Source organism: Nocardiopsis sp. iso_186, assembly GCF_056173365.1.
On record NZ_CM149670.1, the window covers coordinates 5,389,687 to 5,416,681 of the forward strand.

The following is a 26,995-nucleotide window of genomic DNA, read 5'->3' on the forward strand; positions in this document are numbered from 1 at the left end:
TGAAGATCTTCCAGCGATTCTCTTTTAATGCTTTTTTGCACCCGAAACAGGGGGATGATAACCGTTATCTGTTGTGGGTTGAGCGTGCACAGCCGGGAAGAAGGAGATGTGGAGTCGTATGGGCGCCGACTGCCCAGCCGTCTCCCCTTGAAGGCCTGCGCCGGACCACGACGAAGAGGTTCGTCGTGGTCCGGTTCGCTGCGGAAATCAGCAGAGCCCAGGTGATCCAACCTGTACGGCCAGGACAGCACCTGGTTTCGCGAGCATCTTCCAAGACTTCAGGACCGCGTTGGAGGGCTCACCCGGAGAGCGAAGCCGGGCATGCCCGGGGTACGGATTCGGCGTAGAAGCCACAGGTTCCTCACGGCCCTCAGGCCGGGGACGAATCCGGTAAAGGGCTCCGCCCCAGAACAGGATGCCGACCAGAGCTACCACGACCTGGATTTTCATGCCGTGGTGGCGGTGTCTTCACGGAGCAGAAGAGGTGCTCGGCGGGCCGGACGGTCACAGGCGACGAGGCTGCCGTCGATGAAGCCCAGAAGCGACAGGAGAGATCCGGTAACGGCTTCCAGAGGACTGCGTGCTCGACAGGCAGGGCAATGGGTCCCCGATACATCGCCGAACAGCGGCAGCGGTCTGCCCCTGGACACACTCGGCCACTGAGACGGGTCGATGCGCAACCGACCACGCATTCGCTCCCGCACTGGTACCGATTGCACCCCACTCCGTCGGCGTGGCCCCGCCGACCGAGCTGAGCCCTCCCCCTGTCGCAGGATGTGACGCACCGCCCGCCCTCGTGCGGTCAACGGGCACATCCGCGCCGAGCGTGGGATTGCCGTCCCGAACGAGGCACGTGTCCCCTGCCCCCAGAGTCGGGGGTTACAACCCGCCGCCCGGTCTCTCGCGAACAGACCAAAGGTACATATCGTGTTCAAGTTAAAGAAAACATCTGATGTCGGGAACCGGACCGGCCGCAGAGCCGACTTCTAAGTCGTACCACCCTGGAGACTCCACACCCATAGGACACAGCCCCATGGCGGGAAAACGTACGGCATCGTCGCTCCCCGATTCCAGCGCACTCCCAGCGCCGTCCTCTTCCGGCCCGGCTGGCAGGCCGGTCGTCATCGGGAGCACGGCGCAACCGTTGGCTCGGCCCGCCCCCGGCGACATCAGGAGCAGCCGTCGGTAGACGGACCTCTCGGACAGCAAGAGAGGCCGGCCGCACAAAGCAGCAGAGTGCTTCTGTCAACCACTCAGCCCTCAACCCCTGCCCAAAAAATTCACCATTGGGAGAAGCCCGACGACGAGAATCCCATGCGCAACCTGGTTTTAATCATTTTTACCGTTCATGCGATTAACCGTTTCAATCGACAAAGGCGTTTCCATGGGTTTCGGAAAAATCACGGAGAACACGACCGGAATCGGAGTCACCGTCTCAGGACTGGACCCGGACACCGTCACAGCAGAGGAAGTCGAGGTTCTGAAAAATCACGTCTACCACGAAAAAGTAATGGTAGTCCGTGAGCAACACGACATCACGCCCGAGCAGTTCGTGCGCCTCGGCCAACTTTTCGGAGAGCTGGTCAGTTACCACGAGCCCATGTACCACCATCCGGAGTTCCAGGAAATATTTGTTTCCTCGAACGTCCCGGAGGCCGGGAAGCAAATCGGTGTCCCCAAGACAGGAAAATTCTGGCATGCGGACTACCAGTTCATGCCGCAACCGTTCGCTTTCACTATTTTTGCCCCAAAAGTGCTTCCACCCGGAAATCGAGGGACTTTCTTCATCGACATGGCGAAGGCATATCAGTCCCTACCACAGGAATTGAAGGACGCTGCGGCCGGCACAACCGCATCGCACAGTGTCCGTAAATTCTTCAAAATTCGCCCTGACGACGTCTACCGTCCGCTCGGGGAAATCATTCGCGAAGTCGAGGAACGCACACCTCCCGTGACTTTCCCGACGGTGATGGAGCATCCGGTGACCGGTGAGTCGGTCCTCTTCATCAGCGAAGGATTCACCGTCAACCTGCACGGGAGCGACGATCCGGGCCTGCTGGACGATTTGCTGGAGGCGACCGGCCAGCTGGACACCGGGTTCTCACATCCGAACATCTACCAACACGGTTACGAACCGGGGGACATCGTCATCTGGGACAACCGGACATTGATCCACCGGGCCCTCCACACCACCACCCCTGCGGCGACGGTCTCGCACCGTGTCACCGCCCTCGACAATTTTCCCCTGTACGCCAATGCACTCTGAGATCATGCACGGCCGGCACGTTCCACAGGACGGGGTCTGGGTCAACGACAGGGACACCCTTCTCCATCGCGTACTGGACCCCTACCGGGCAAAGCAGTGTATCTATCTGCGCAGCGCACGGATCAATTCTATTGATGGCGCGCTCGTCGGTGAGGGCGAATTCGCCATCGACGAGTCCTGCTATATCGACGACACCGGCCATTTCAACGCGGCCGAGTTCGTGATCTGCTACAACCAGCTGATGTACTACAGCATAGCCGCGATCATCGCGGGCGGATTGGCACCGGAATTCTCGGAATGGACAGTGGAGGACTTCTGGGAACGCCAGCTCCCGGATTTCCTCATTCATAAACTTTCGAGTGTCTACTCCCGGCCGATCAACGCACGGGGTTTCCACGGGGAGTTCCGTATCGACTCTTTCGGAACCCGAACGTTGTCCCGAGGGATGTTGACACTCGACACATCCGTTCGGTTCTGGGACGGCACGGGGGGCCGAGCCAAAGGAAATGTCGGGCTGGCGTTGGTCAATGTTCCGCGCTCAGGAGAAACTCCGATCACCCATGAATGAAACACCCGAAATCCCCCACAAGCGGGTGAGTGTCGTCGTTCCGTCGTTGGACGAACACGACAACCTTCAGCAGGTCCTCCCCTCCATCCCGGACTCGTGCGAGGTCATCGTCGTGGAGGGAGCGCGCTACCGCCGGACCAGGGAGCTACTGAGACGGATACGCCCTGACGCGAAACTCGTCGAGCAGACCCGTTACGGAAAGGGAAACGCCCTGGCCTGCGGATTCGAAGTGGCCACCGGCGACATCATCGTCATGTTCGACGCGGACGGCTCCGCGGACGCCGAGGAGATCGGACGGTTCGTGTCCGCGGTCGAGGCCGGCGCCGACTTCGCGAAGGGAACCCGCGCGGGTGGCGGGGGAAGCGACGACATCACCGCGCTCAGATGGTTCGGCAACGGCGGCCTGACGACACTGGCCAATCTGCTCCTGGGCACCCGGTACACCGACCTCTGTTATGGCTTCAACGCCTTTCGCCGAGAGGTTCTCGAGGTCATCGACCTTCCGGATCCACAGCCCAGTGGCGGCGAAATGCAATGGGGCGACGGCTTCGAGGTGGAGACGATCATCAACTGTCGAGTGGCACGCGCCGGCGTCGCGGTCGTCGAGGTTCCCAGCCACGAGCGCGAACGCGTCCACGGTGTAAGCAACCTGCACGCGTGGCGAGACGGTCGCCGGGTCCTTCGCACCCTGTTCCACGAACGCTTCCGACGCGACCGACCGTCGCCACCGGCCGTCCCTGCGGTCGGCCCCGCATCCACCGGAAGCAACGAACAGCGCCGATGACGAACTCGACAGAGGCGTCGATCGACGTCGTGGTGTGCAGTTACACGGAGACGCGGGTCACGGGTCTGGAGCGCACCGTCCGCGCCGTCGTGGCCGAACTGTGCCGTGGGGAACGATTGTTGCTCGTCATCGACCACAACACCGCTCTGGCGGCCCGACTCCGTCAGCATTACCGCGCGCTGCCCGAGGTCGAGGTCATCGAAAGCGATCGAGGACGCGGTCTTTCGGGGGCCCGCAACACAGGTGCCCTCGCCGCACACGGAGAGATCGTGGTCTTCTTCGACGACGACGCGGTCCCCTTGCCCGGGTGGGCCGAAACCGTGCGAAACGCGTTCGCCGATCGAGGCACGGCGGTACTCGGGGGCAGGGTGGTGCCCGGCTGGGAGGGTACGACGGATCGGCCCCGCTGGTTTCCCCCAGAGTTCGGGTGGGTCGTCGGATGCGATTACACGGGCTTGCCTGCCATACGCTCCCCCATCCGCAACCCCATCGGCGCGTGCATGGCGGTGCGCCGCTCCGTCCTCGTCTCCGTCGGCCTCTTCGGAGAAGAACTCGGCCGCGTCGGTACCCACCCGGTCGGCGGCGAGGAGACCGAACTCGCATTGCGGATCACGGCGGCCGAGGCACGATCGCAGGTCCTCCGCGATCCCGCCTGGGGTGTCGTCCACAGTGTTCCGGTGTCGCGGCAACGACTGGCGTATTTCTTCAAGCGCTGCTACTGGGAAGGCCACTCGAAAGCGCACGTCGCACGTGTGACAGAGCGGTCCACCCGCGCTTTGGCCGCCGAGGCCTCCCACGTACGGAACACGCTCACTCGTGCTTGGGGCCGTGACGCGCTCGCCTTCGCTCAGGGGGACGGGGCGGCTGGGGCGCGGTTGGCAGCCAGTCTGCTCGGCCTGGCCGTGACGACGATGGGCTACACGACCGGGTCGCTCGCACGGAACCGGCGCCCGCAGGCCGGCCGCCCGCCAAGCGGCGCCGCCCCGGTTCCTCGCGCTTGTGTCGCGATCTGCACGCTCGGCGACAGCCCGCACCTGAAGGCCTCCGTCGAAGCCGTGCTCGCACAGACGGAGCCGGATTTCGAGCTCGTGGTCGTCAACAACGATCCCGGTTCGGGAAGAGTCCGACATGCGCTGGGGGCGGTCGTCGACGAACGGATGCGTGTCGTCAACGAGCCGGACAAGGGACTCTCCATCGCACGCAACCGCGCGGTGGCCGCTTCCCGGGCTCCGATCATCGCTTTCACCGACGACGACGCCATCCCCGATCCGGCGTGGCTCTCGGTGTTGCTCGGCGTGTGGGGGACAGGAGCCGTATCCCGGTTGGGATGCGTCACCGGCAGGGTCCTCCCCGCAGCCACCGGAAGCGATCCGGAGCGCTGGTTCGAACTGGGTGTCGGCTTCGACAAAGGAGAGAACGCGCTCGAATGGAGTGCTCGCAGACCGCCCCGGGGTGAACCGGAGACAACCTACGCCCGAGGCCGGCGCGGTCCCCTCTTCCCCTACTCCGCTGGAGAATTCGGTTCCGGGAACAACATGGCTTTTCGGCGGGACGTGCTCGTGGCGCTCGGGGGATTCGCCGAAGCGCTCGGGGCGGGCTCCCTGACGCGTGGGGGTGAGGATCTCGACATGTTCCGTCGGGTGGTCCTCTCCGGAGGCACCATCCGCTACGAACCGCGTGCCCTTGTCCGTCACCACCACCGCACGACGTTCGGTTCCCTGCGGGAACAGATGTTCGGTTACGGATCGGGCATGGCCGCCAGTGTGACGCGTTACGCGCTGTCGAGTCCGATCGCGGCTCTGCGGATCGTCTCGCGGTTGCCCTTCGCCGCACGGATACTGCTGTCCCCGACATCACCGAAAAATCATCGCAAACCAATCGACTACCCCCGCGAACTCGACACTCGTGAAAGAATCGGATACCTGGCCGGTCCGTTCCTCTACATGGCGGCAGCCTTCTCGAGTGGTTCGCGTCAACTCAGGAGACGGCCATGAGCACAACCACGTCGTCGGCCCCTCATTCGTCCGGGCAGGGCGGCCGACTCTCACAGACCCCCACGAACGGACTCCTCGAACGTGCCGCGCTCGTCGTGGCGACCACGCTCGCGGTCCTGTTTCCCATGCTCGTCTGGTGGGATGCCGCTTTTCCCGGCCGGGGTGCGTTCGCGGTGCTCTTCGTGTTCGCCGGCCCAGGTGTCCCGGTGGCCATCAGGCTCTTCCCGCGCGACCGCGCGGTGTGGCTGGGGCTCGCCCCAGCGCTATCGATCGCGGCACTCATCCTCACGACCGTCGTCCAGATCACCGCAGGATCGTGGAACCCTCCGTTGGCCGCGTCGTTCCTGGCGGTCACGACCGTCGCCGCTGTCCCCACCGCGTGGCGGCACGCTCCTGGGCAGAGAAGGAGCGGGTGGTCGAAACCGACCACTGCCGGGACGATCCGGGAGCTCTCCCCATGGCTTGCCATTGTCGCGGCCTCGTTTTTGTGGATCTGGGCGGTCCACGACGTTGACCTCGATCGAGTGGGGGCTCTCGGGCTCGCTCCGGTTCTCCCGTGGCAGTATTTCGCGGGCCTGTCGATCGTCGTCGCCGTCGCCGTAGGGGGACTGCTCCGAAGCGGTCGGACTCCTCACACGCTGCTCTTCTCGTGCGCTGCCGTCCTCATCGCCATGATCACCACCTTCGTGTCTCTCTCGGACGGCGGCGCGGTCGTCGGAACGAGCTATGTACATGTCGGCTTCGTCGAAGCGATATCCCGGTCGGGAGCGCTCCTCCAGGCCACCGATGCCCGGTTCAGCTGGCCGGGGTTCTTCACTGCTGCGGCGGCGGTCGTCGATTGGGGCGGGCTCACGGACGCCTCTGCACTGCTCGTCCCCTACCCCGCGGTCATCGGTGCGCTTCTCATCGCTCCGCTGTACACACTCGGGCGAGCGATAAGCGGGAGCGAGCGTGTGGCGTGGCTCGGCGTCCTGCTCCACACCTGCGGCAACTGGGTCCAACAGGACTACTTCTCTCCCCAGTCGATCGCGTTGATGCTGTTCGTGACAATCATCGCCGTGTTGTTCCATCAGACCGCCGACGCCTCCGTCGTCCCTGCGAAGGGGAACCCCTTCCAGAGACTGCGCATCCTGATGACCCGTACCCCTTCGCTTCCCCCCGGGATGTCACGGCGTAGATCCGTCGTCGTCGAAATGCTTCTCGTTTTCCTCGCTGCGGCCATGGTCGTGTCGCATCAACTGACCCCCGTGGCGTTGATCTTCGGTCTCGCCTTGTTGGCCGCCACCGGCTCCGTCCGGTCGCGAACGCTTTGGTTCGCGGTGGCCGTGGTGTTCGCCGTCTGGTTCGCCTTCGGAGCGGGCGACTGGTGGACGGGCCATCTCTCGGTCCTGATCAACGGGTTCTGGCAGCCCGCGGAGGTGCTCGACGCCGGTGTCACCAATCGAGTCCAGGGAGACCCCGGGTACCAACTCATGCAAAGGCTGCGCATCGGTTGGTCGCTCGTCTTCGTGGTGGGCGGCCTGCTGGGGTGGCTGCTCAGCCGACGACGGTTCCCGATGACCGCGACGGCCGCGTTGGTCGCCGCTCCGGTGTTCCTCGTCCTCGCCCAGCCCTACGGTGGAGAAGTGGTCCTTCGGGTCTTTCTCTACGCCCTTCCCGTCCTGGCGGTGCTCACCGCTGTCGCCCTGGGCCGCCTGCTCCGGGCCCGGGCCGCCACGGCCGCGATCGCGCTCACGACAGTCCTGGTGGTCATGTACGCGATCGGTACGACCGCTCGGGGGGTGAACACCGCCTTCGAGCGCAACCCCGCGGACACCGTCGTCGCGGCCCGCACGGTGCTTGACCAAGCGGTGACGCACAGCACCGTATGGCCGCTTGCCACGGAGGGCGTACTTCGCGCCGGACGGGTCGGAGAGGTCTGGACAGCCGATATCGCGGGTGAGGAAGGAACACCCTTCGAAAGGCTGCTCTGGGCAGACCCCGACTACGTCCTTCTCTCCCAGTCGCGCGCACGCTACGAGCACATCGTGAACGGTGCACCTGCGGACTGGTTCGACCATGTCGCGACGATGCTTCTGGTGACCGGTCGGTACGAAGTCGAGCTTCGAACGGAACACGTCACGGTTCTTCGCCGTGTCCATGTCGCCCCCGAGGAGACCACGGAATGATCGATATGCTCATCGGCCCGGTCGCAGGCCTGGTCTCTGCCACCGCGTTGGGGTTCTATCTCGTGTCGGTCCTGGTGCGTGAACGATCCGGCCCCGGACCACGCGTGGTGTCCCTGGCGACATCGCGTCCGCTGCTCACAGCCGCGCTCACCTTCAGCGCCCTGGCCGGCTGTGCTCTCCTGCTCCTGCGCCTGGGGGTCATGTCGTGAGCGGACGACGCCTGTTGGGAGCGGCCCTTGTGACCGTCGTCGCCCTCGTCGCCGTCGGTGGGACGGTGACCGGGGACCGGGCTCCGGTTCTCGCCGGGAGCGGGTCCGGCGATCGGGACCTGAGGCGGGTGGCTCAGGACGAACTCGATGGAGTGCGCAACGCGGCCGCGCTGTGCGTGGCGACGGCCGAAGGAACCCGTACCGCGACCATCGGTGCGGATCCGCGCACCTCTTTCGAGATCGCCTCGCTGACCAAGACCTTTACCGGCGAGCTGCTGGTGATGGCCGTGGAGCGCGAAGAGGTCGCCCTGGAGACGAGGCTCGGCGATGTCCTGGACGTGTCGGGAGAGGTCGGGAACGTCACGCTCCTCGAACTGGCCACGCACCGAAGCGGTCTCAGCGAGTGGGGCAACGTACCGGACGATACGACGGTACGGGGATGGTGGACGGAGAACGTGTTCGGCGGGACCCCTCATGACATCGACGAGTCCGCACTCCTCGACCGCGCGCAGACCGATCCTCTGCTGTCACGGGGAAGTTACTCGTACTCGAACATCGGTGTCGCGCTCCTGGGGATCGCGCTCGCGGAAGCGGCCGAAACGGACTATCCGCAGTTGTTGCGGGCTCGCGTCCTCGATCCTCTCGGGATGGCGGACACCCGGCTCGGAAGTTCCGACGACCGCAACCGCCGGCGCGGGTTCGACGAGGACGGTCGGCGGGTCGTGCCGTGGAACCTTGGTGCGTACGCGCCTGCGGGAGGAGGGGTCTCGACCATCTCAGACATGTGCGCGTATGCCGAGCGGTTGCTCCTCGTGGACACGGAACGCACCGAGGCGGCCGGCCCCGGCGTGAACGCCCGCGAACCGGTCACCGACGGCGGGGAGGAGCAGTCGGACGGGTTGACGTGGAACATCCGCACCGGCGACGGGAACGTCGCGTGGAAAACCGGTTTCTCGGGTGGTTTCGCGAGCATGATCGCGATCGCTCCCAGCGAGGGTCGCGCGGTCGTCGTCCTCTCGGACACGGCGACGCCCGTCGAGGATCTGGTGTGGAGGCTCGTCGAAGGCGATGAATGAGCTGGAACCGGACAAGCGCACCGTCCCCGGCCCTGTGCGTTATCGCGACCGCGCCCCGGGCAGGGGAAGCGCACGGGAGGCCCGGGGCCGCGCGGCGGACCAAGTTCACACGCACGGCCGCGAAGGAGGACCGGAACCGTGCGGGCGGTCCGTTGGCACGGCCGTGGGAGCCTCCCCGGGCAGCGACGTCACGCACGATCCCACGGAGACGTCCGAGGGCGCCGTTCCCCTGGTGAGCGTGATCGTGGCCGCCAGGAACGCGACGGCCTACCTGACGTCCGCCCTGCGGGCGCTGGCGGCGTTGGAGTGCCGCCACGAGCTGATCCTGGTGGACGACGCCTCGGACGACGGGACGGCTGCGCTGCTCAAGCGGCACGCCGAAGAAGTCGGCGCCCGGTTCGTCCCGCTTTCGAACCAGGTCGGGGCCGCCCACGCCCGCTCCAAAGGGTTCGAGGCCTCTCGCGGCCGATACGTCTGGTTCTGCGATGTGGACGACGAGTGGGACCCTGGCATTGTGAACGTCCTCCTGGAAGCCGCAAGGAGGACAGGGGCGGAGATCGTCTGCTGTCGTGCCGAGCGTCTGGAGGCGAGCGGTCGTCGGTGGACCATGGAGGGATTCGACACCGAGACGACGGTGGCCTCGCTGGAGTTCGCCGAGCTGGTCCTCACGGGCGCGATCCGCGGCTATCTGTGGAACAAGCTGTTCCATCGCGATGTGCTGTCGTCGGCCGAGCGGAGACGACTGAGTTCGCAGGACGACTTCCTCGTGGTTCTCGACGCCCTGAAACTGGCCGAACGGGTCACCTTCGTCCCGCAGGTCCTTTATGGCTACGTCGAACGGTCGGGCTCCATCAGCACCGGCTCGCTGTTGAACCTCAACAACGTGGAGCACTGCTGCGACGAAGCGCTGCGCAGGTGGGGGGCACGCATCCGATCCGGGCGTCGGGAACGGCGACTGAAGGAATACTTCCGGCTGTGGTTCCACATCGTCCCGGCCTGCACGACACCCGTCCACCAGGGATGGGACAGGGACGAAGCCGAAAGGACCAGAAAGCGCCTGACTCCTCTGCTGCGGTTCAGCGCCGTCTTGGAGGCATGTCGCCGAAGTCCTTCACTGGCGGCGCATGCCGCGCTGCTCAAGCTCTCCGGCCCCTTCTTCGCCCCCTTCTACCGTACGGCGCGGCGTTACTTCCTGTGAGCGGCCTTCGCCTCGCTCGACGGAACCGGCCCCCGGCTGGAGAAGCGCGGACGTCACGGGCCTCCGACGACGTGGTCGTAGAGTTCCTCGAGCAGGGGCGTGCACCTGTCGATGTCGAAACGCGACCGGACGTACTCGCGGGCGCGTCGCCCCAATCCTTCGGCCAGGGGAGGGTCGTCGAGAACCCTCTCCAAGGCGCGCCCGAGACCGTCAACGTCCCCTTCGGGAACCAGTAGTCCCGTACTGCCGTTGACAACGGCCTCGGGGACACCACCGTGATGATAGGCGACAACAGGGACCGCTGCGGCCGCGGCCTCGAGGAAGACCATCCCCAGCCCTTCGGCGTCACCGTCCGGCGCGTGTCGGGAGGGGCCGAGGAAACACCTGGATCGCATCAGTTCACGACGGACCTCCTCGGGCGGCAGGGAACCCGGGAAGGTGATGTCGGCGCCATGTCGGGCGGCGTGGGCACGGGCCTGTTCGCGCAACGGACCGTCGCCGACGAACAAGGAGCGTCCGCGGCGGTTCTCCTGGAGGCGTGCGACCGCCTCCACCGCGTCGAGGACGCCCTTCTTCCCGACGAAGCGCCCGACGAAGATGACGTCCCAGACCTTCTCCTGCTGGGGCCCGTCCCGTCCCACCGGGATTCCTATCGGCAGGACGTGGGTGCGCCCGGGGTCGGCCCCGTGGGAAAGAGCCCGTTCACGGATGAAGTCCGACACCGCGACGACCGCGTCCGCGTCCGCGAGGACCTGGCGCAGCCGCCACCTCGCGACCGCTCCCCGCCATCCGGGGAGCGAGGGCAGGGCGGTGACGTCGTATCCGTGCAGGGTCACCACGAGAGGGATCGCGAGCCGACGGGCAGCGGCGCGGACCATCCACGCGTCCTTGCCGAAGTGCGCGTGGATCAGGGCGGGACGAGACCTCGCGACCTCGGTGAGTACAGCGGAGGACCGGCCGCTCAAAGCCGCAAGGGCGAGTCCCACGCGGCCGAGGGGACCTCGGCCGAAGACGTACCGGTCGCTCTCGCGGGAGAGCGCGGACTCCACCCGCACACTCCCGAGGAGCGTCGGCGACCATTCCCGCAGGGCGTTCACCTGGTTGCGGATGAAGGTCTCGGACCCGTGGAGGACCTCCAAGCGCCAGACGACCACGTTTCGCCGGGTCACGCCCGGCTCCTCAGCGCCTTGCGCAACAGCGTTGACAAGGGGGGAAGCGCCGCGAACAGGACGAGAACGTCGTGCAGGAGGAACGCCCAGCCGACCGCGATGATCCCCAGGGGTTCCAGCCAGGCCCAGGTGAACACGACGAGCAGCAGTCCACCGATCGCCTGCACCGTCATGGGATAGGCGATACGGCGGTACACGCGCGCGAGACTCCCGTAGAGGTAACCCACTCCCGAGATGAGATGCGCGATCCCCATGAGGACGAGCAGTGGTGTGCCCGCGGCGGCGAATTCGCTCCCGTAGAGGTACAACGCGAAAGGCCCCAGGACTCCGACTCCGACTCCGCGCACCAGGCTGATGATCGCCAGCATGCGGATGAAGGATCGCGTCAGACGGGGGATGTCGGCCCCAGGACGTGCGCACCGGCTGACGAAGGGGGCCGTCGTCAGCGACATCGCCATGAGGGAAGCAGCGACGACGGTCCAGGAGATGTTGAAATACGCCGCCTGTACCGCCCCCCCGATGTCGAAGACGAGGACGGGAAGGAGCAGCCCCGGAACCGTCTGCGCCAGCATCCATCCCAGCGACACCGATCCGTACTCCACGACCGAGCGTGTCGGGGGCAACCCGGATGGACCGCTGTCGCGAAGGGACCTCCGGACGGCGATGAGCAACCCTTCCAGCACCAGCACCGCGAGGAGCGCCGGAACGACCCATCCGAGGACGATCGCGAACCCCGATCCGGTCCCGGCCAGAAGGACGATCGCGGCGAGCTTGGCCACAGCGTGGATCACGTTCTTGACGGCCGCCCACCTGGCACGGTGCAGTCCGACGAGGACGGAGTCCATGAGGGCGAACGCGGCGAGCGCGACGACGGTCGTGATGAAGACGAGCACTGCCCAGGCATGGGGGAACAGTGCTTCGCGCGGCCCCAACAGCGCGAATGCCGAAGCCAAGATCACGGCGAGCCCCGCCGAGACGCCGAACCCGGCCGCGACCAGCCTGGCGCGTTTGTCGCCGGCGAGGGGCAGGAAGCGCTCGAAAAGGGCCCCCATGCTCATGTTCGCGATGGTCGCCAGCATTGTCGCCGAGGTGATCATGGTGGTCGCCTGGCCGACCGCGGGCAACGGGTAGAGGCGTGTCGCGAAGATCCAGAAGACGACGCCGAGGAACGCCGTTGACGCACTGGACAGGAAGAGGCTCGCGAAGTCGATCTCCAGCGCGAATCCCCGCCGGGCGCGCCGGTTCCCCGCAGATGGGACCTCGCGGTCGGTTTTCACCAGGTCGTAACAATAGTGCTCATACTACGCATTGTAGTACTATAGGCCTGTCAGTCGGCCCGAAATGCTGCGCCCATGTAGTTGCGGGAACCGGTCTCGAGGGGCACCCGGTGTGCCGGATGGGTGGGTCATGCGTTGTTTCGGCCTTCAGGTGAACCACGGAAACGCGATCACCCCGTTCTCCCGCTTCCCGCCCGCCCGCCCTCCTGCCGACTGTGCGTCCTTGTGATGCCGGCGGCGCCGAGATGACGGGCGGCGGACTCTCGGAGGCGGTCGGCCACCACGTCGGCCGCTCCGCGGGCCCCCGATCCGGTCTCCCCCCACTCGGCACGCACCTGTTCCCGGGGCCGGGTTCATGAACGACGACGCGGTCCCACCCCCTCGGACAGCGCTCGAGCGCGAACTCGCGACGGCGTGGTCGGATGTACTGGGCATCGACCCGATCGGGCGTGACGACACCTTCGCGGACCTGGGGGGAACATCGTTGGCGGCCGAAAAGGTCGTCCTGCGTCTCAGGCGGCGTCTCGGGTTGGGGATCGGAGCCGACCTGCTCGTGGGGCAGCCCACGCTCGCGGAGCTCGCACAGCGCGTCGAACGTCGTCGCCAAGAGGACTTCGCCTCCGGAGCGTCCACCCACAGTGTCCTCGCCGCCCCCACGCGACCAAGCGCACCGCCGTTGCTGTGTTTCGCCGGCGCGGGTGCGACAGGCGTGACCTTTCTGGGACTGGCCTCGGCGGTCGGTCACGAGCGGGCCGTGCACGCCTTCCACGCGCACGGCTTCACATCACGGTCGTTCCCGTCGTGGACCGTGGCGCAACACGCGCGCAGGCATCTGCGCGACGTTCTCCGATTGCACTCCGCCGGACCTTGTTCGCTCGTCGGGCACTCGTTCGGCGGGCACATCGCCCTCGCCGTCGCGGAACTGCTCACCGCACGCGGTGTGGACGTGCAACGCGTTCTGCTGCTGGACACCGTTCTCAGGACCGTTGGGGGCGGCTCCGTCGCCGACTACCGCGGTGCGCCCGCAGGCCGACCGCCACTGCGCGAACGCCTCGGGACGCACGTACGCGTTCTGACCGCCGGGATCGTGCAGTACGACGCCCCCACCCAGCAGGCGGCACTCTGGGAACAGGCGATACGGACGCAGAACAGGCACCGGGTCCCCCCAGTACCCGAGAACGCGGTCGTGCTGGTGAGCGACCAGAACGCGGATCAGGCCGACGCGTGGGAACGCTCACCGGGCCCGGGGCCGCGCGTACGGCGCGTCAGGGGCGATCACCATTCTCTGCTCGGCGAGCCCGACCTTTTGCGCATCGTGGCGGAAGAGCTTCCGTGATCGGTCTCGACAGCCCGGCATCACCCACGGACGAAGGACAGTCCTTGATCTACCATCCCCACCTCACGACGCTGCCGGAAAGTCTGGCGTTCCACAGCGAGCACCACCCCTCCCACGACGCGATACGGACCCTCTCGGGCCAAAGCGTCACCTACCGGCAGCTGCACGAGCGCAGCCGACGCGCCGCCGGGCTCCTGGAAGCGGCCGGTGCGGCTTCAGGTGATCGGGTCGCCTACCTGGGCAAGGAGTCCAGTGATTACTGGGAAGTCCTGTTCGCGGCAGCCCAGATCGGGGCGGTACTGGTACCGGTCAACTGGCGGCTGACGGCCCCGGAAGTGGAGCACATCCTCGCCGACAGCGGGGCGCGGGTCGTATTTCTCGATGACGACCACCCCCTGCGGGGGGCCACCGGACGGACGGAGATCACAACCGGCGCCGGCTACTCCGCCCTACGGGACTCTCAGGAACCCGACACCGGGGGCTTCATCGCGACGCCGCGGACGCCCGTGGCCCAGCTCTACACGAGCGGCACGACCGGCCTCCCGAAAGGGGTGGTGCTGGCGCACCAGAGCTTCTTCGCGATCCGCAACGCTCTGGGTGAGGCAGACCTCGACTGGATCGATTGGCGGGAAGGGGATGTGGCCCTCATCGGCATCCCCGGGTTTCACATCGGGGGTCTCTGGTACGGGACCCAGGCCTTCCACGCGGGTGCGACGATCGCGGTCCTCCCCGCCTTCGACGCGCAGGACGCGCGTCAACTGATGGAGGGGGCCGAAGTGACCACGGCCATCTTCGTCCCCGCGATGATGCGCTCGATCCTGGCGCTTCGCCCCGACCCCCGTGAATTCGCGAACCTCCGGAAGGTCGTCTACGGCGGCGCACCGATCGCCGAGTCGTTGCTGGAGGAGTGCACACGCACGTTCGGTTGCGCCTTCGCGCAGATCTACGGATTGACCGAGACCGGCAACACCGCGATCTGCCTGCCCCCCGATCAGCACGTGACTGGATCGGCACGCCTGCGCGCCGCTGGGCGCCCCTACCCCGGCGTCAACGTGAAGGTCCTCGACGGGGACGGCGCCCCGCTCCCCCGAGGAGTCACAGGTGAGGTCTATCTGCGAACCCCAGCAGCGATGCTGGAGTACTGGGGGCTTCCCGACGCCACCGCGTCCACGCTCGTCAACGGATGGGTCCGCACCGGTGACGCCGGATACCTGGACTCCGAGGGTTACCTCTACATCCAGGACCGGGTGAAGGACATGATCCTCGTCGGCGGGGAGAACGTGTTTCCCGCCGAGGTCGAGAACGCCCTGAACGGTCATCCTTCGGTCGCCGACGCCGCCGTCATCGGGGTACCGGACGAAACCGCGGGCGAGGCCGTCCACGCGTACGTGGCGTTCAAGCAGGGAGAGCGGGCGAGCACGCGTTCGCTCTCCCTGTACCTCCGGACACGGCTCGCCGACTTCAAGCTTCCCTCACGATACGAAGTCGTCGCGACGGTCCCGAGGAACCCCAGCGGCAAGATCCTACGACGCGAGCTTCGGGATCGGCACTGGCAGGGTCGATCCCGGCAGGTGAACTGATGCGGTGGTGGAAGAGGGCGTTGCTCCTCCCCCTGGCGGTCGGCGCAGGTGTGCTCCTGTCGGGGATGCCTTCCGCGGCCGACGCCGACGAGTCGGGACTGACGATCCCCGATGAGGTGCCCACCCTGGCCGGGTTCGCGCTGGTGGAGGCCTACCCCGGGACTCGAACCGCGGTCACGCTGTCGCTGCGCAACGACACCGGCCAGGACCGGACCTTTGCTCTCTCTTCCAGTGGGGTCACCACGCAGCAGGGCCGCCTGGAGGCGACGGGCGAGGTCGATCTGCTCGATCCGAGCGGGTGGATCTCGCTGCGGGACGAAGGGCAAGAGGTCACACTCGCCGCCGGCACGGCAACGGAGCTGCCGGTCCAGGTCAACACCCCGAACTCGGCGAAGCCTGGGGACCATGCGGCGGCGGTGATCGCGATCTCGGATTCGGGGCGGGGGCGAACGATCGTCCCCTTGCTGTTCCGTATCCCAGGGGAGAGGGACAGCGGGCTGGAGCTGACGAAATCGTGGCTCGACGCACCGGGATCGCCGTACTGGCCTTTGTCCGAAAACGAGCAGGACCTCGGCTTCCGCCTCGAGAACAGCGGCAACATTCTCGTGTCCGGTGAACTCGAGTTCGGTATCGCGACGCTCTTCAGCGGTTTCGTCGCGCTTTCCGAAACCCGGGAAGTGGTCCTGCTCCCGGGGGACGCGATCTCCGAAAACGCGGTAAGCGACCTTCCCCCTCTGGGGCTTCTCTCCCCTGAAGCACGTGTCGAGGTCCCTTACCCGCTCCCCGACGGCTCAACTGAGACGTACACGCTTCAGGCCGCAGGCGTCACCGAGACGGTGCTCCCCTGGCTCTCCCTGTCACTCGTGCTCGGTGCGGCCCTCGCTCTTTTCGGATCATGGGTGTACGCGAAACGGCGGGCTCTTCGCATCCGGTTCGAAACCCCTGAAAAACCTCGTAAAGGTTAGAAGAATCGATGTCAAGAAATACCTCCCGTGCCCTCCGTCCGGTGAAACGGATAGCCGTCTCGCTCCTGGTGGCATTCCTTGTCCTCACCCCGACTTCGGCTTCCGCCCACGACCGGGTCAAATGGCAATATCCCGCCTTCGACGAGCATCTCGCCGAAGCACCGGAAGAGATCACTCTGGAGTTCACCGCCGTTCCGCTCGACATGGGCGCCATCATCATGGTGATGGACGCCGAAGGACGCGACTGGGCTGTCGGGGAGCCCCGGGGCGAGCAGGAGGCAGTCATCCAAACGGTCTCCGACGCTCTCCCCGACGGCCACTACCAGGTCAGATGGCGCGTCATCTCAAGTGACGGCCACCCCATCAGCGAAAGCTTCCTCTTCTCTGTCGGAGACACGACCGGAGCGGCTCCCATCCCGGCACCCTCGCAGGCCGCGGAGCCGACCGCCGTACCGGACAACGAGAACCAGGGCGAGTTCGCCCTGGAAGGGACCACCGGGCAGACTTCGGACTCGTCCGGACTGGCACGGACCGGTCTGTTCGTGCTCGGCGGCGCGCTCGGCGGCGCACTGATCTTCATCCTCGGGCGCCTGGCCCTGACCAGGGTGCCCAGTTCCCCACACGCGAAAGGCGAAAAGGAATGAACAAGACGATCCGGCCCCGCGCTCTGGCGGCCCTGTTCGCCGCGGCGGTGTTCGCTGCCGTATCCGGTTGCGCCGCCGAAACCGCCTCTTCGGAGCCTCCCGCAACGGCATCCGAAACGCAGGCGGACTCCCCCATCGTCATCAAGGACGCGTGGACGAAAGCCGCTGACGACGGCATGACGGCCGCGTTCGGGGTGCTGGTGAACAACACCGACGAGGACGTACGCGTCGTATCGGCGACTTCCGACGTTTCCCCCATCATGGAACTTCACGAGACGGTGGAAAACGCCGACGGACAGATGATCATGCGTGAGAAGGAGGGCGGGTTCACCATCCCGGCCGGGGCCGAGTACGTGCTCCAGCCCGGGGCCAACCATCTGATGCTCATGGACGTGGTCTCCCCTCTGCAGGCCGGCGAAGAGGTCGAGTTCGCCCTCGAGCTGGAAGACGGGTCGGCGTACCGCTTCACCTCACCGGCCAAGGACTACGAAGGGGCCAACGAGACCTATGTCGAAGAGTGACCAGACCCCGGCTGAGTCGGATGGGCCCGGAAAGGCCCCCCTGAGCAGACGTTCGATCCTCTTCGGCGGGGCTTCCGTCGGTCTTGGCGCTGCCGCGATGGTCGGCGTCGAGCGGATGTCGGCGGCCGGACAGGACCGTGCCCACGCCGAAGGACTGGTGGCGGCCCAGACCGCCAACGGCGCGGAGACCATCCCGTTCCACGGTGAACACCAAGCGGGCATCGAAATGATCCCGCAGACCCACCAGGCGCTCGTGTCGCTCACCCTTGACGACGGAACCGCCAAGGACGACATCCGTCGGATGCTCACCATCCTCACCGAGGACTCCGCGCGCCTGACCCAGGGCACATACGCGCTCGCGGATTCGGAACCCGAACTGGCGTTGGTCCCCGCGCGCCTGACGATCACGTTCGGCTTCGGCCGGGAACTCGTGGACCGTGTCAACCCGAAGGCCGCACCCGATTGGCTCGTCAACCTTCCCGCGTTCTCCACCGACAGGTTGGAGGATCGCTGGAACGGCGGGGACCTCCTCCTCCAAGTGGCGTCGGACGATCCGCTCACACTCGCGCACGCGACACGCATGCTGCTGAAGGACACCCGGACCTTCGCGAAACTGCGTTGGGTACAGAAAGGTTTCCGCAGGGCCTACGGCTCTGAACGCCCGGGCAGGACACAGCGCAATCTGTTGGGGCAGCTCGACGGGACGGTGAACATGAAACCGGAAAGCTCCGATTTCACGGGTGTCGTCTGGGAAGGGCCTCGGGCCAACCCCGCTTGGCTCGAGGGCGGGACCGGAATGGTCGTGCGGCGGATCGAAATGCTGCTCGACAAATGGGACCGGCTCGACCGCTCCGGCAGGGAGCAGTCGGTCGGGCGATTCATGGATTCGGGGGCCCCGCTCACCGGGGAGAAGGAGGACGACGAGCCGGACTTCGACGCGACGACCCCGATCGGTTTTCCCGTCATTGCCGAGTTCTCCCACATCAGGCGGGCTCGTTCCGAGGATACGCACGAACGGATGTTCCGCAGGGCTTACAACTACGATTCGGAGCCCACGGATGACCAGATCAGTGAGTCCGGAATGGTCTTCACGAGCTTCCAGCACAATGTGACGACCCAGTTCGTTCCTGTTCAGTCCCGCTTGGACGAACTGGATCTTCTGAACGAGTGGATTGTCCCGATCGGGTCGGCGGTTTTCGCTATTCCTCCTGGCTGTGCCGAGGGCGGTTTCATCGGTGAAACCCTGTTCGCCGACTGAGGGTGGGAGCGTCGAACCTCGCTCCAGCCTTTTGAGGCTGTTCGGGGAATCGAGGATCGCGCGCGTGCGAACGATCCGGGCACCCAGGTGTCCGGGGTTCGGTGGGAGGCGTCACTAACTGGGAGCACAGCTGTCGCTTTTCCCGCCCGGCACGACGGTGGGGGCGGCTGCGAGATATTTCCGGTGGGCACGGCCGCTGCCGGGTGCCGGTCTCATGGGGGACAGGAGCGGCTCACCGATAACCGGTGACGGTCTGCGCTCTGTCGGCAGCGGGCCGGTCGCCCAGGATCGATCGGTCCCTCACCTGCCGGGTACGGCTCCCGGAATAGCAAGGCGCTTTCGCCTGTGAATCCCGGGCGGTCCGGACAGCCGCCCCGACCTCCTTGCCTCTCAAACCCCGGCGCGCCGGGACAGGGCCGCCCGTTCTCGAATCGCGAAAGCGGCGATCGGGGGAACCAATCCGACTATGCGGACGACTTCTTCAACGGACGCTGTCGCCGCGTCCGGCACCCGTTGTTCTCGAAGGGGCAGCGCGGCCTCTTCGAGAACACGGGTGCCCTCAGCCGTCGAAGAAACGCGAGGAGCGAACCGCCGGGGTTACAAGCCCTCTTTGCCGCACACCTTTCGGCGAGAAGCACCTTCCGTCCCCGTCTGCACAGGACGAACGCCGGGGCTCCTGGGCGTATCCGGAAACTCTCACGGGGGCCGGCCCCGACCTGTCCACCCGCCGCCCTTCCGGTGCGGGCCCCGATGCTCTTTCCCGTCCTCGACGCACTGCTCGGTCGGTCTGCCTCTCGTCGTGGACGCCGAACAGGCCGCCGTGGTGTCGTCCGAACGCTGGAAACCCCTACGCGGGATCGGCGGAGTGCGGCGGACCTCCGCCACCGCCGAAGCGTTCAGTGTGCTCCGGCGGCGAGGAGGAAAGCCGGGCATCGCCACGGAAGGAGTCCAGCGCGGCGATCCGGCGCAGAGCGGTGACCGGGGGAACTCCGCAGCCACGGACGAGGTCGGCAAGGCTCCTGGGGTGCAAGGGCTGACCTGCCCGGCGACCGGGAAACAGCCAGACCGGCTCGGCCGTTCCCACCTCGCCCTCCCGCTGCTCCCGAAGACTCAGCAGAAGACCGGCGAGCGGGGCGGGAACGTGGACGGGGGGTGTGTCACCGAAGCGGACGAAAACCCCCTTGTCATCGTCATGAGTGATGTCGTTCGCGGTCAGCCGGACGATCCGGGAGGCCGGCTGGGCGGAGAGGAGGGTCAGGCAGGCTGCGGCGCGAGTCTGTTGGGGCACCGAGTCGTCGTGGGCGATCCTGCCCAGGAGTTGGGAGCAGACGGATGACGCGCGATGAGGATGTTCGCGGTCGCGTGACAGGCCGAGCCCGGGCGGTACGTGCCCCTCTTGTGCGGCCCAGGCGAGGAACCGGAGCACGAAGCGGCGCTCGTGGGGCCGATGCGTGACGTTCCAACGGTTGACATCGTCCTGGGTGAGACGGTCGCGTGCCAGACCGTTCTCCCTTGTCCAGCGCAGGAACTCGTGGGCCCGGGCGAGACTTTTTCGGGCGTCGCTGACAACTGCCTCGGTCAATGGCTTGTGGTCGGCCAGTCGGCGCAGGGCGGGAAGATGCACGCGCTCGGCGAACTGGTGCACAAGGGTGCGATCCGCGTCGTCGGACAACTCGTCGAGGAGCCGGTGCGACCAGCTCTGGAAGGCCAGGAGTCGCCTGTCGAGTCGGGGGAGCAGTCCGCAGTCCATGAGGAGCGTACGCATGTGGGCGGCGACCCGCCAGTCGGGGCGGCGGTGAAAGGCTTCGTGGTTCAGGGGCAGAGCACCGGTGGCGAGGTCGGCCAGGATCGCCTGAACCTTGGGACTGCGCAACCAGACGAGACCGCTTTTGGGGCGGGGCATCGCCACGACCGCCCGGTGGAGCGGGGCCAGGGTAGTCCTGGGGCGTTGCCCACCGGGAGCGAGGAGTTCCGTGAGCCGGTCGGAGAGCGAACAGCGCTCGCAAAGCCGGTCGCCGATGAGGTGGGCCTCCTCCGCGCAACGGACGCAGCGGAAATCACGAGTGATGCCCGCGCAGTCGCGGCAGGCCTCGGCCCCGTCCAACCGCCCCGGCAGAAGGCGACGGACACCACAACCGGGGCAGACACCGTGAACGCGTGCGGCTTTCTCGCAACACGTCCGACAGACCAGTCCTTCCCAGTTGGCGGCCATGTGCGCGTATCGTGCGCAGCGCACGCATCGGCCCATGTGCCAACGCTCGTAGTCCTCACGACTCGGTGCCGTGCTCATCGCGGACTCCGATAGGTGTCGTCTCCGCGAAACGGTGTCCCGGAGACGGTCCCTTGGGGCTGCCGACAGGTCCAGGAGTGCGATGCGCGGCGGAAAAGTGCGTCACGGCGAGGAAGCGGCGTTCACTTCGCCGACGCGGGACTGCGGTGGTCACATCGGAGTAGTCGGCGTTCGCGGACGAAGAGTTCCCTCAACGGCCGACTTCCCCGATGACGCGAAGCCGACGGCCAGGGGCGACCACCGCCCCTGGCAGGAAATCGACGCAAGGGCCTGCCGGTGTGTTTTCCGAAACGTCCGGGACCGGGAGGATCAACGTCGCAGGGAGACACGCGTCACCAGGGCCGCCCCTCCCATGCTGAGGGCCGCGCCGATCGCACCCCCCACAACACCGCCGGCTCCCCCGGCAACCGTCCACCCCAGAAGCACGCCCGTTGCCACAAGAGCCCCGACTCCCAGAAGAAACGCGGTCAGGGCTTCCGGGAACTCCGCTACAGGACCGGTCTTCCTGGGGGGAGGGGCCCCGGCGACTGTTCGGGCGGCGCAGAGGTCGGTGCCGTTTCGCTTCATGAGCGGGCGGGTAGGCCGGCTGCCTCATCGAGCGATCCCGCCCGGGCCTGGTCGATGAGGTCCTCCAGCTGCGAGGCGCTCATCTGGATCCGCTGGCCGAAGTCATCGGTGATGACGATGCGCTTGTCGGAATCGGCGTCGGGGTCAACCCACAGTTGAGGGCAACCGCAGTCACACTTGCCGCAGAAAGTCGCTATGGGCTGGACAGAAGGACGGTTCGGCATTGGGTAACACCTCCGTCTGTTCTTATGGCCGATCTGTTCTCGCGCCAACCTCACGTCACCGACAGACAAATCTGACGGCATCAGCGGGAACTGAAAGACCGATCGGTACGACAGGTGCGCATTCGCGTCGTTTCATGCCTGGGGAGATGATCTGTCGGGTGGGGGCGTCTCACGGACGCTTTTCGGGCCCCGGTTCCGGGGTGCCCCTGACCAGTGCGACGATTACCCCATCGTGTCCACGAAACCACAGCTTCGCTCAGCGCGCGCCGGGGTGTTCACCTCGATGTGCGTCGGCGTGTCCATGGGCGGACACACCGTGCTGTCCGGACACGAACTGCCGGTGACCGGGATTCTTCCCGGCTTCGCGCTGGTGTACGCGTTCGCGTGGGCCGCGGCAGGCAAGGAACGCGGCATCGGCCTGATTTTCGGCTGGATGCTGTGGGGGCAGTTCGCACTACACCTAATGTTCTCCTACGCCCAGTCGTCGCCCCACGCGCACTCGCTCACCCACACCGGCGGCAACGGCCAGGGGGGCATCGCCACCGCGACAGGAGCGGCCGACCAAGGCTCGGGCGTGGGCATGGTCGTGTTCCACATACTCGCGGCAGCCCTGAGTGCTTGGTGGTTGCGCAGCGGCGAAGCTGGGCTTTTCTCGCTGCTGCGGCTGATGGCCGCGCTGTTCATGCCCCTTTTGCTGATCCTCTTCGTGGGGTCGGGGCACGCCGTGCGCCCGCTGGTTCGCCGGCGACCGGCCGACCAGTCGCCGCACAGCACCGTTCTGCTGCTGCGGCACATCATGGTTCTGCGCGGACCGCCCGCGCTCTCCCCCGCCTGACCCTCCCACAACCGGCGCCGTTCTTCGTTGTGCCGTCTGTCTCAGGGAGTGTCCGGAGGTCCTTGCCGTCCCTGCCCACCGTGCATGGTGCGAACACCCGTGCCGTGGGTCCCCTTCTTGCGCCCACACCCACAGCGGGGTGGCGCAAGGCGCGCTGCCTTTGTGCTCAGCGGTTGTCTGAAACAGAGACGATGTGCGGCGCGTTCCGGCAGAGGAAGAACCATGCCCGTCATCAGTACAACGGCCGGCCGTCCGGCCCCGCATCCGAACCACGCTCCCGGTGTCCCCGGTCGCTCACCAATCCCTGAGAAGAGCGGATCGCGCGTTCACCACCAGTTGGTCCAGGTAATAGGCGTCGCGCAACCATCGGCTGCACCCCTGGCAGTCCCTCAGGTGGGTGCGAACGACCTCGCCACGCTGTCCCGTCTGCTCCCCGTCGAGTTCGGCGGAGAGCGCGGTGCGGACCTGCTCGCACCGCAGAGCTTCGTTACCACGCATAAGCACTCCACAACCAGGTGTACTGCCGGTGAGCGGGTGGACCATGGATGACGTGGAACTGACCGATCTCGCCCTGGCCGCACGTAACGGGGCCGAGGACGCGCTTGAGCGGTTGATCAAGGAGACCCAGGCCGACGTGGCCAACTTCATCGCCTGTATGACGACTCCTGGCTGGGTGGAAGAGCTGACCCAGGAGACGTTCATACGCGCTCTGCGCGGGCTGCCGCGTTTCGCCGCACGGTCCTCGGTGCGATCGTGGTTGCTCTCCATCGCGCGTTACACCGTGGTGGATCGCTACCGCTCGGCCGCGGCACGCCCCAAGATCCTGGACGGGGCGGACTGGAGGACCACGCAGGATCGTCTGCCCGGCAACGGTGCCCGTTTCGACGAGCAGATCGCGCTCATGGACCTGCTCACCGGTCTGAGCGAGCAACGGCGCCAATCGTTCGTGCTGACCCAGCTGGACGGTTTCTCCTACGCGGAGGCAGCGCAGGCCACCGGTGTTCCGGTGGGGACCGTGCGTTCGCGGGTCGCCCGCGCCCGTGAGGATCTGGCCCAGGCACTGCGCGCCGCCGAGGACTGCGCCCTCGTTCCCACAGGGTCCGGCCCCCCGGCTCGACAGAAGTGATCGAGGCAGTTCCGTAGCGGGGTGTGTGGTCCCGCCCTTCGTTGGGGCCGCACACCCCGGCACACCACGAACACGGCTCTTCCCCCTCGCGGAACCGCCGACGGTCGTGAACGCGCCGGATGGGTGTGACCGCTTCACGGACCGCGCGGTTCCTCTCCCGCGCGGTGGCCGATACCGCGAGTACGAGCAGGGGCGCATGGACCTGCGGGCGGGCACCTCCGAGGCGACAAGGCACCCGACCACAGGCAGGCGACGTTGGGTCCGCTGGAAACGCGCTCCAACGGAGAGCCGCGTATCGGGACGCGTGGCCGCACCGTTGCCGATACCGCACACTCCGCATCGTCTCCTCGACGTTTGATGGACTCGCGCCTTTAGGGAGTCGGTTGCGCCGCGCTCGAAGTTCCGGACCTCGGGCAGGTCTCCGAAAAAATTCACCGGATTTCTTTCACGCCATCGGTGGACATCCCCGGGAACTTCTCGGCAACCGGCCACGACTTCTTGATCGACACCCGCAGGAGGCTCGGCGAAGAAGCCCGCGGGAAACCGAACGGACGAGGAGAGGAAGACGTGTTCGCACGCACGAGGCAGTACGCGCCCTCCCTGAACACCAGGGCCGCGGGTCGCGGACCGATCGTGGCGACAACAGATCCGAGCCGGCCCGGACTCCGGTCGCGGTCACCACAGCAACACGGACGGCCCTTCACCGTCCCGGACATGGACAGAGGAAACCTCGTGAGGACCGCGCGCCGAAACCGCCCCCGCCGCTCGAAGCCGGACAGGAGAGGCCGCCTCTCCCTCGTGGCGGCATGCGCGGCCCTGCCCCTGGCCATACTGGCCACCGGGTGCGGCGGCGCCACCGCATCGGACGCGCCCGGCGACACCGGCCCCGACAAAGGCGCCGCGCGTTCGGGCGACCTCCGGGTGGAGGGGGCGTGGATCCCCGAACCGGCGATGCCGGAGATGTCGGTCGCCTACCTCACGATCGCCAACGACTCCGCCGAGGACGACGCGCTCGTGGACGCCTCGACTTCGGCCTCGCCGAACACCGACCTGTGCTCGACGGTGACGACCGACAGCGGGGCCTCGCAGATGCGCGTCGTCGAGGAGATCCCCGTCCCCGCAGGCGGGTCAACGCAACTGAAGCCGGGCGGATTCCACCTCATGGTCAACGACATCCCCGACCCCGTCGAGGTGGGCGACACCGTGACCCTGACGTTGAGCTTCGCCGGCGGAACCGAGGTGGAGGTCGAGGCCCCCGTACTGGAACGCACCGCCGGCAACACCGAAGAGCACGATACGAGTGGCGACCACTCGAGCCATCACTGAACCTGGTGACACGGCGCCTTCCAGGCGCCCCCGTACAGGCGACGACGACGAAACGCAGTGAAACCCGCCAAGTCCGCACTGTCAACACAGCGTCCACGGTGCCGCGTCTTCGCGGGTATGGACGTAATACCGCAGTCCTTGAACGGGCCGGGGCCGGCCACGGCCGGCACGTCGGCGTTCGTCCCCGTTGTCTGGGCCGGCCCCCCGTGGCACCACACGGCGGGGCCGGCCCCAATCAGAAGAGGCGCCAGACCCTACAGTCCCGTCGTCATCGAAACCACGACGGGCGGAGTCCGTTCACCGGAGACGACCACCCCACCCTTTCCTCCCTCTGACAGGTCGCGCCCGCCAAGGCGTCCGCACCGCTTGAGCACTGTCCTTCCTTACCGTCCTGCCGAGTCGGAGAGCGAGAGTCAACGTTGCAGGTCGATGACATGGTCACGAGATGGCCGGCTCTGGAGGTGTTCGCCTCGGAGGTACTGGGGGCGGCGCTCAGGCGCCGGGACCAACGCAGCACAGGCGCCCTCTACCTTCGCGGTCTGCTGTCGGAGAGCAGACGCAAATCGATGCGGCTCATGGCCCAACGGCTGGGGGACAGCCACCAACGGCTCCAGCAGTTCATCAAGTCGTCCAACTGGGACCATTCGGCGGTGAGACGGTCGCTGGCCCAACGGTCCCTGGCCTTGTTGGGCGAAGGAGCCTGGGTGATCGACGACGTGGCGTTCGCCAAGCACGGAGACGCCTCACCGGGAGTAGCGCTCCAGTACTCCCCCGCCCTGGGCTCGATGGCCAACTGCCAGATCGGTGTAGGTGTGCACGCGGTGGCCGATAACGGCTCCGCGGCTCTGGACTGGCGGCTGTTCCTGCCCGCTTGCTGGGACGACACCTGTGCGACGAGCCTCGGACTGGCCCAGGAGATCTCCGCCAGGCGCCGCAGTGCCGACATCGGCGCCGCACTGAGGCATCAACCGAAGTGGCGGTTGGCGGTGGAGATGCTCGACGAACTGGACGGATGGGGACTGTGCGCGCCGGTGGTCTGCGCGGGGTCCGGCTACGGCGACGAGGCGTGGTTTCGTGACGCGTTACGCGACCGTGGGATCGACTACGTGGTCGCGGTGGACGCGCTCCGCACCACAGGAACAGCAGCGGCGGGACACTCGGCGGGAGAACAACCGATCGGACACAGGCAGCGGGCAACTCTCAAAGAGCATGTGCTGCGTTCGGGTCGGGAGCGCGCGATAGAGGTGACCTGGCCCAAGGGGCCCAACGGTCCGATGCGCGGACGCTTCACCGCATTGCGGCTGCACGTGGAAACACCCGGCCCCGAACGCTCAGGCGGGGAAGCACCGTTCTGCTGGGTGTTGGCGCAATGGCCGAACGGACCCGGCGATCCGACCGGCTACTGGATGTCCAGCCTGGGGGCCCGGACTCCCGTCAGCGAGCTGGTCCGCCTGGCCAAGATCGGCTGGCGGCTCGACCACCACTACCGCCGGCTCCAACAGACGTTGGGACTCGACCACTACGAAGGACGGTCCTTCGTCGGCTGGCACCGCCATGTCACCTTGGTGTCCGCCGCCCACCTTTTCTTGTCCGAGACCCGGCTGGACAAGTAGA

General features: G+C 66.7%; 23 protein-coding genes. 18 read left to right on the forward strand and 5 right to left on the reverse strand.

Annotated elements, in window-relative coordinates; translation table 11 throughout:
* Positions 1 to 1,384: 1,384 nt before the first annotated feature.
* The 8 genes from scoE to AC0VYP_RS23600 all read left to right on the forward strand — a co-directional run bounded on the left by scoE (position 1,385) and on the right by AC0VYP_RS23600 (position 10,263).
* On the forward strand, positions 1,385 to 2,266 hold the full coding sequence (gene scoE / locus AC0VYP_RS23565; protein WP_475471896.1) for a (3R)-3-[(carboxymethyl)amino]fatty acid oxygenase/decarboxylase: 882 nt from the start codon (positions 1,385 to 1,387) through the stop codon (positions 2,264 to 2,266).
* Positions 2,256 to 2,834: an FcoT family thioesterase gene (locus tag AC0VYP_RS23570; protein ID WP_475471897.1), complete on the forward strand. Its 579-nt coding sequence runs from the start codon at positions 2,256 to 2,258 to the stop codon at positions 2,832 to 2,834. The genes scoE and AC0VYP_RS23570 overlap by 11 nt, the downstream gene beginning before the upstream one ends.
* Positions 2,827 to 3,618: a glycosyltransferase family 2 protein gene (locus AC0VYP_RS23575; RefSeq protein WP_475471898.1), complete on the forward strand. Its 792-nt coding sequence runs from the start codon at positions 2,827 to 2,829 to the stop codon at positions 3,616 to 3,618. Before AC0VYP_RS23570 ends, AC0VYP_RS23575 begins: the two co-directional genes overlap by 8 nt.
* A complete protein-coding gene (locus AC0VYP_RS23580; protein WP_475471899.1) occupies positions 3,615 to 5,612 on the forward strand; it encodes a glycosyltransferase in 1,998 nt (665 codons plus the stop codon). The genes AC0VYP_RS23575 and AC0VYP_RS23580 overlap by 4 nt, the downstream gene beginning before the upstream one ends.
* A complete protein-coding gene (locus AC0VYP_RS23585) occupies positions 5,609 to 7,780 on the forward strand; it encodes a hypothetical protein (protein ID WP_475471901.1) in 2,172 nt (723 codons plus the stop codon). Before AC0VYP_RS23580 ends, AC0VYP_RS23585 begins: the two co-directional genes overlap by 4 nt.
* On the forward strand, positions 7,777 to 7,989 hold the full coding sequence (locus AC0VYP_RS23590) for a hypothetical protein (protein ID WP_475471902.1): 213 nt from the start codon (positions 7,777 to 7,779) through the stop codon (positions 7,987 to 7,989). The genes AC0VYP_RS23585 and AC0VYP_RS23590 overlap by 4 nt, the downstream gene beginning before the upstream one ends.
* On the forward strand, positions 7,986 to 9,065 hold the full coding sequence (locus tag AC0VYP_RS23595; protein WP_475471903.1) for a serine hydrolase domain-containing protein: 1,080 nt from the start codon (positions 7,986 to 7,988) through the stop codon (positions 9,063 to 9,065). The genes AC0VYP_RS23590 and AC0VYP_RS23595 overlap by 4 nt, the downstream gene beginning before the upstream one ends.
* Before the next feature lie 163 nt (positions 9,066 to 9,228).
* Positions 9,229 to 10,263, forward strand: coding sequence for a glycosyltransferase family 2 protein (locus AC0VYP_RS23600; protein ID WP_475471904.1), 1,035 nt, complete (start codon positions 9,229 to 9,231; stop codon positions 10,261 to 10,263).
* Positions 10,264 to 10,316: 53 nt separating this feature from the next.
* On the opposite strand, the gene AC0VYP_RS23605 is transcribed toward AC0VYP_RS23600, so the two are convergent.
* Both AC0VYP_RS23605 and AC0VYP_RS23610 read right to left on the reverse strand, forming a co-directional pair.
* Positions 10,317 to 11,432: a glycosyltransferase gene (locus AC0VYP_RS23605; protein ID WP_475471905.1), complete on the reverse strand. Its 1,116-nt coding sequence runs from the start codon at positions 11,430 to 11,432 to the stop codon at positions 10,317 to 10,319.
* Positions 11,429 to 12,709 (reverse strand): lipopolysaccharide biosynthesis protein, encoded by a 1,281-nt coding sequence (locus tag AC0VYP_RS23610; protein ID WP_475471906.1) that lies wholly within the window; start codon positions 12,707 to 12,709, stop codon positions 11,429 to 11,431. Before AC0VYP_RS23610 ends, AC0VYP_RS23605 begins: the two co-directional genes overlap by 4 nt.
* A 355-nt stretch (positions 12,710 to 13,064) precedes the next feature.
* Between AC0VYP_RS23610 and AC0VYP_RS23615 the strand changes: the two genes are divergently transcribed.
* The 6 genes from AC0VYP_RS23615 (at position 13,065) to AC0VYP_RS23640 (ending at position 19,013) form a co-directional block, all read left to right on the forward strand.
* Positions 13,065 to 14,045: an alpha/beta fold hydrolase gene (locus tag AC0VYP_RS23615; RefSeq protein WP_475471907.1), complete on the forward strand. Its 981-nt coding sequence runs from the start codon at positions 13,065 to 13,067 to the stop codon at positions 14,043 to 14,045.
* A 44-nt stretch (positions 14,046 to 14,089) separates the two neighbouring features.
* Positions 14,090 to 15,625 carry a long-chain-fatty-acid--CoA ligase gene (locus AC0VYP_RS23620; RefSeq protein WP_475471908.1) on the forward strand — a complete coding sequence of 512 codons (1,536 nt, stop codon included), beginning with the start codon at positions 14,090 to 14,092 and terminating at the stop codon, positions 15,623 to 15,625.
* Positions 15,626 to 15,690: 65 nt separating this feature from the next.
* Positions 15,691 to 16,590, forward strand: coding sequence for a COG1470 family protein (locus tag AC0VYP_RS23625; protein ID WP_475471909.1), 900 nt, complete (start codon positions 15,691 to 15,693; stop codon positions 16,588 to 16,590).
* A gap of 8 nt (positions 16,591 to 16,598) precedes the next feature.
* A complete protein-coding gene (locus AC0VYP_RS23630; protein WP_475471910.1) occupies positions 16,599 to 17,234 on the forward strand; it encodes a copper resistance CopC family protein in 636 nt (211 codons plus the stop codon).
* Positions 17,231 to 17,755 (forward strand): copper chaperone PCu(A)C, encoded by a 525-nt coding sequence (locus AC0VYP_RS23635; RefSeq protein WP_475471911.1) that lies wholly within the window; start codon positions 17,231 to 17,233, stop codon positions 17,753 to 17,755. The genes AC0VYP_RS23630 and AC0VYP_RS23635 overlap by 4 nt, the downstream gene beginning before the upstream one ends.
* Positions 17,742 to 19,013, forward strand: coding sequence for a Dyp-type peroxidase (locus AC0VYP_RS23640; RefSeq protein ID WP_475471912.1), 1,272 nt, complete (start codon positions 17,742 to 17,744; stop codon positions 19,011 to 19,013). The genes AC0VYP_RS23635 and AC0VYP_RS23640 overlap by 14 nt, the downstream gene beginning before the upstream one ends.
* Positions 19,014 to 19,860: 847 nt before the next feature.
* On the opposite strand, the gene AC0VYP_RS23645 is transcribed toward AC0VYP_RS23640, so the two are convergent.
* Both AC0VYP_RS23645 and AC0VYP_RS23650 read right to left on the reverse strand, forming a co-directional pair.
* Positions 19,861 to 21,303 carry a hypothetical protein gene (locus AC0VYP_RS23645; protein ID WP_475471913.1) on the reverse strand — a complete coding sequence of 481 codons (1,443 nt, stop codon included), beginning with the start codon at positions 21,301 to 21,303 and terminating at the stop codon, positions 19,861 to 19,863.
* A 563-nt stretch (positions 21,304 to 21,866) separates the two neighbouring features.
* Positions 21,867 to 22,094, reverse strand: coding sequence for a hypothetical protein (locus tag AC0VYP_RS23650; protein ID WP_475471914.1), 228 nt, complete (start codon positions 22,092 to 22,094; stop codon positions 21,867 to 21,869).
* A gap of 232 nt (positions 22,095 to 22,326) precedes the next feature.
* Here AC0VYP_RS23650 and AC0VYP_RS23655 point away from each other — a divergent pair, with 232 nt between their 5' ends.
* Positions 22,327 to 22,929 carry a hypothetical protein gene (locus AC0VYP_RS23655; RefSeq protein WP_475471915.1) on the forward strand — a complete coding sequence of 201 codons (603 nt, stop codon included), beginning with the start codon at positions 22,327 to 22,329 and terminating at the stop codon, positions 22,927 to 22,929.
* A gap of 294 nt (positions 22,930 to 23,223) precedes the next feature.
* On the opposite strand, the gene AC0VYP_RS23660 is transcribed toward AC0VYP_RS23655, so the two are convergent.
* Positions 23,224 to 23,427 (reverse strand): zf-HC2 domain-containing protein, encoded by a 204-nt coding sequence (locus tag AC0VYP_RS23660; RefSeq protein ID WP_475471916.1) that lies wholly within the window; start codon positions 23,425 to 23,427, stop codon positions 23,224 to 23,226.
* 28 nt (positions 23,428 to 23,455) lie between these two features.
* Here AC0VYP_RS23660 and AC0VYP_RS23665 point away from each other — a divergent pair, with 28 nt between their 5' ends.
* From AC0VYP_RS23665 to AC0VYP_RS23675, 3 genes are all read left to right on the forward strand, one after another.
* Positions 23,456 to 24,055, forward strand: coding sequence for a sigma-70 family RNA polymerase sigma factor (locus AC0VYP_RS23665; RefSeq protein WP_475471917.1), 600 nt, complete (start codon positions 23,456 to 23,458; stop codon positions 24,053 to 24,055).
* 732 nt (positions 24,056 to 24,787) lie between these two features.
* Positions 24,788 to 25,381, forward strand: a complete 594-nt coding sequence (locus AC0VYP_RS23670; protein WP_475471918.1) for a copper chaperone PCu(A)C — start codon at positions 24,788 to 24,790, stop codon at positions 25,379 to 25,381.
* Between the two features lie 434 nt (positions 25,382 to 25,815).
* Entirely contained in the window at positions 25,816 to 26,994 is a 1,179-nt protein-coding gene (locus AC0VYP_RS23675; RefSeq protein ID WP_475471919.1) for an IS701 family transposase, read from the forward strand.
* Position 26,995 lies beyond the last annotated feature (1 nt).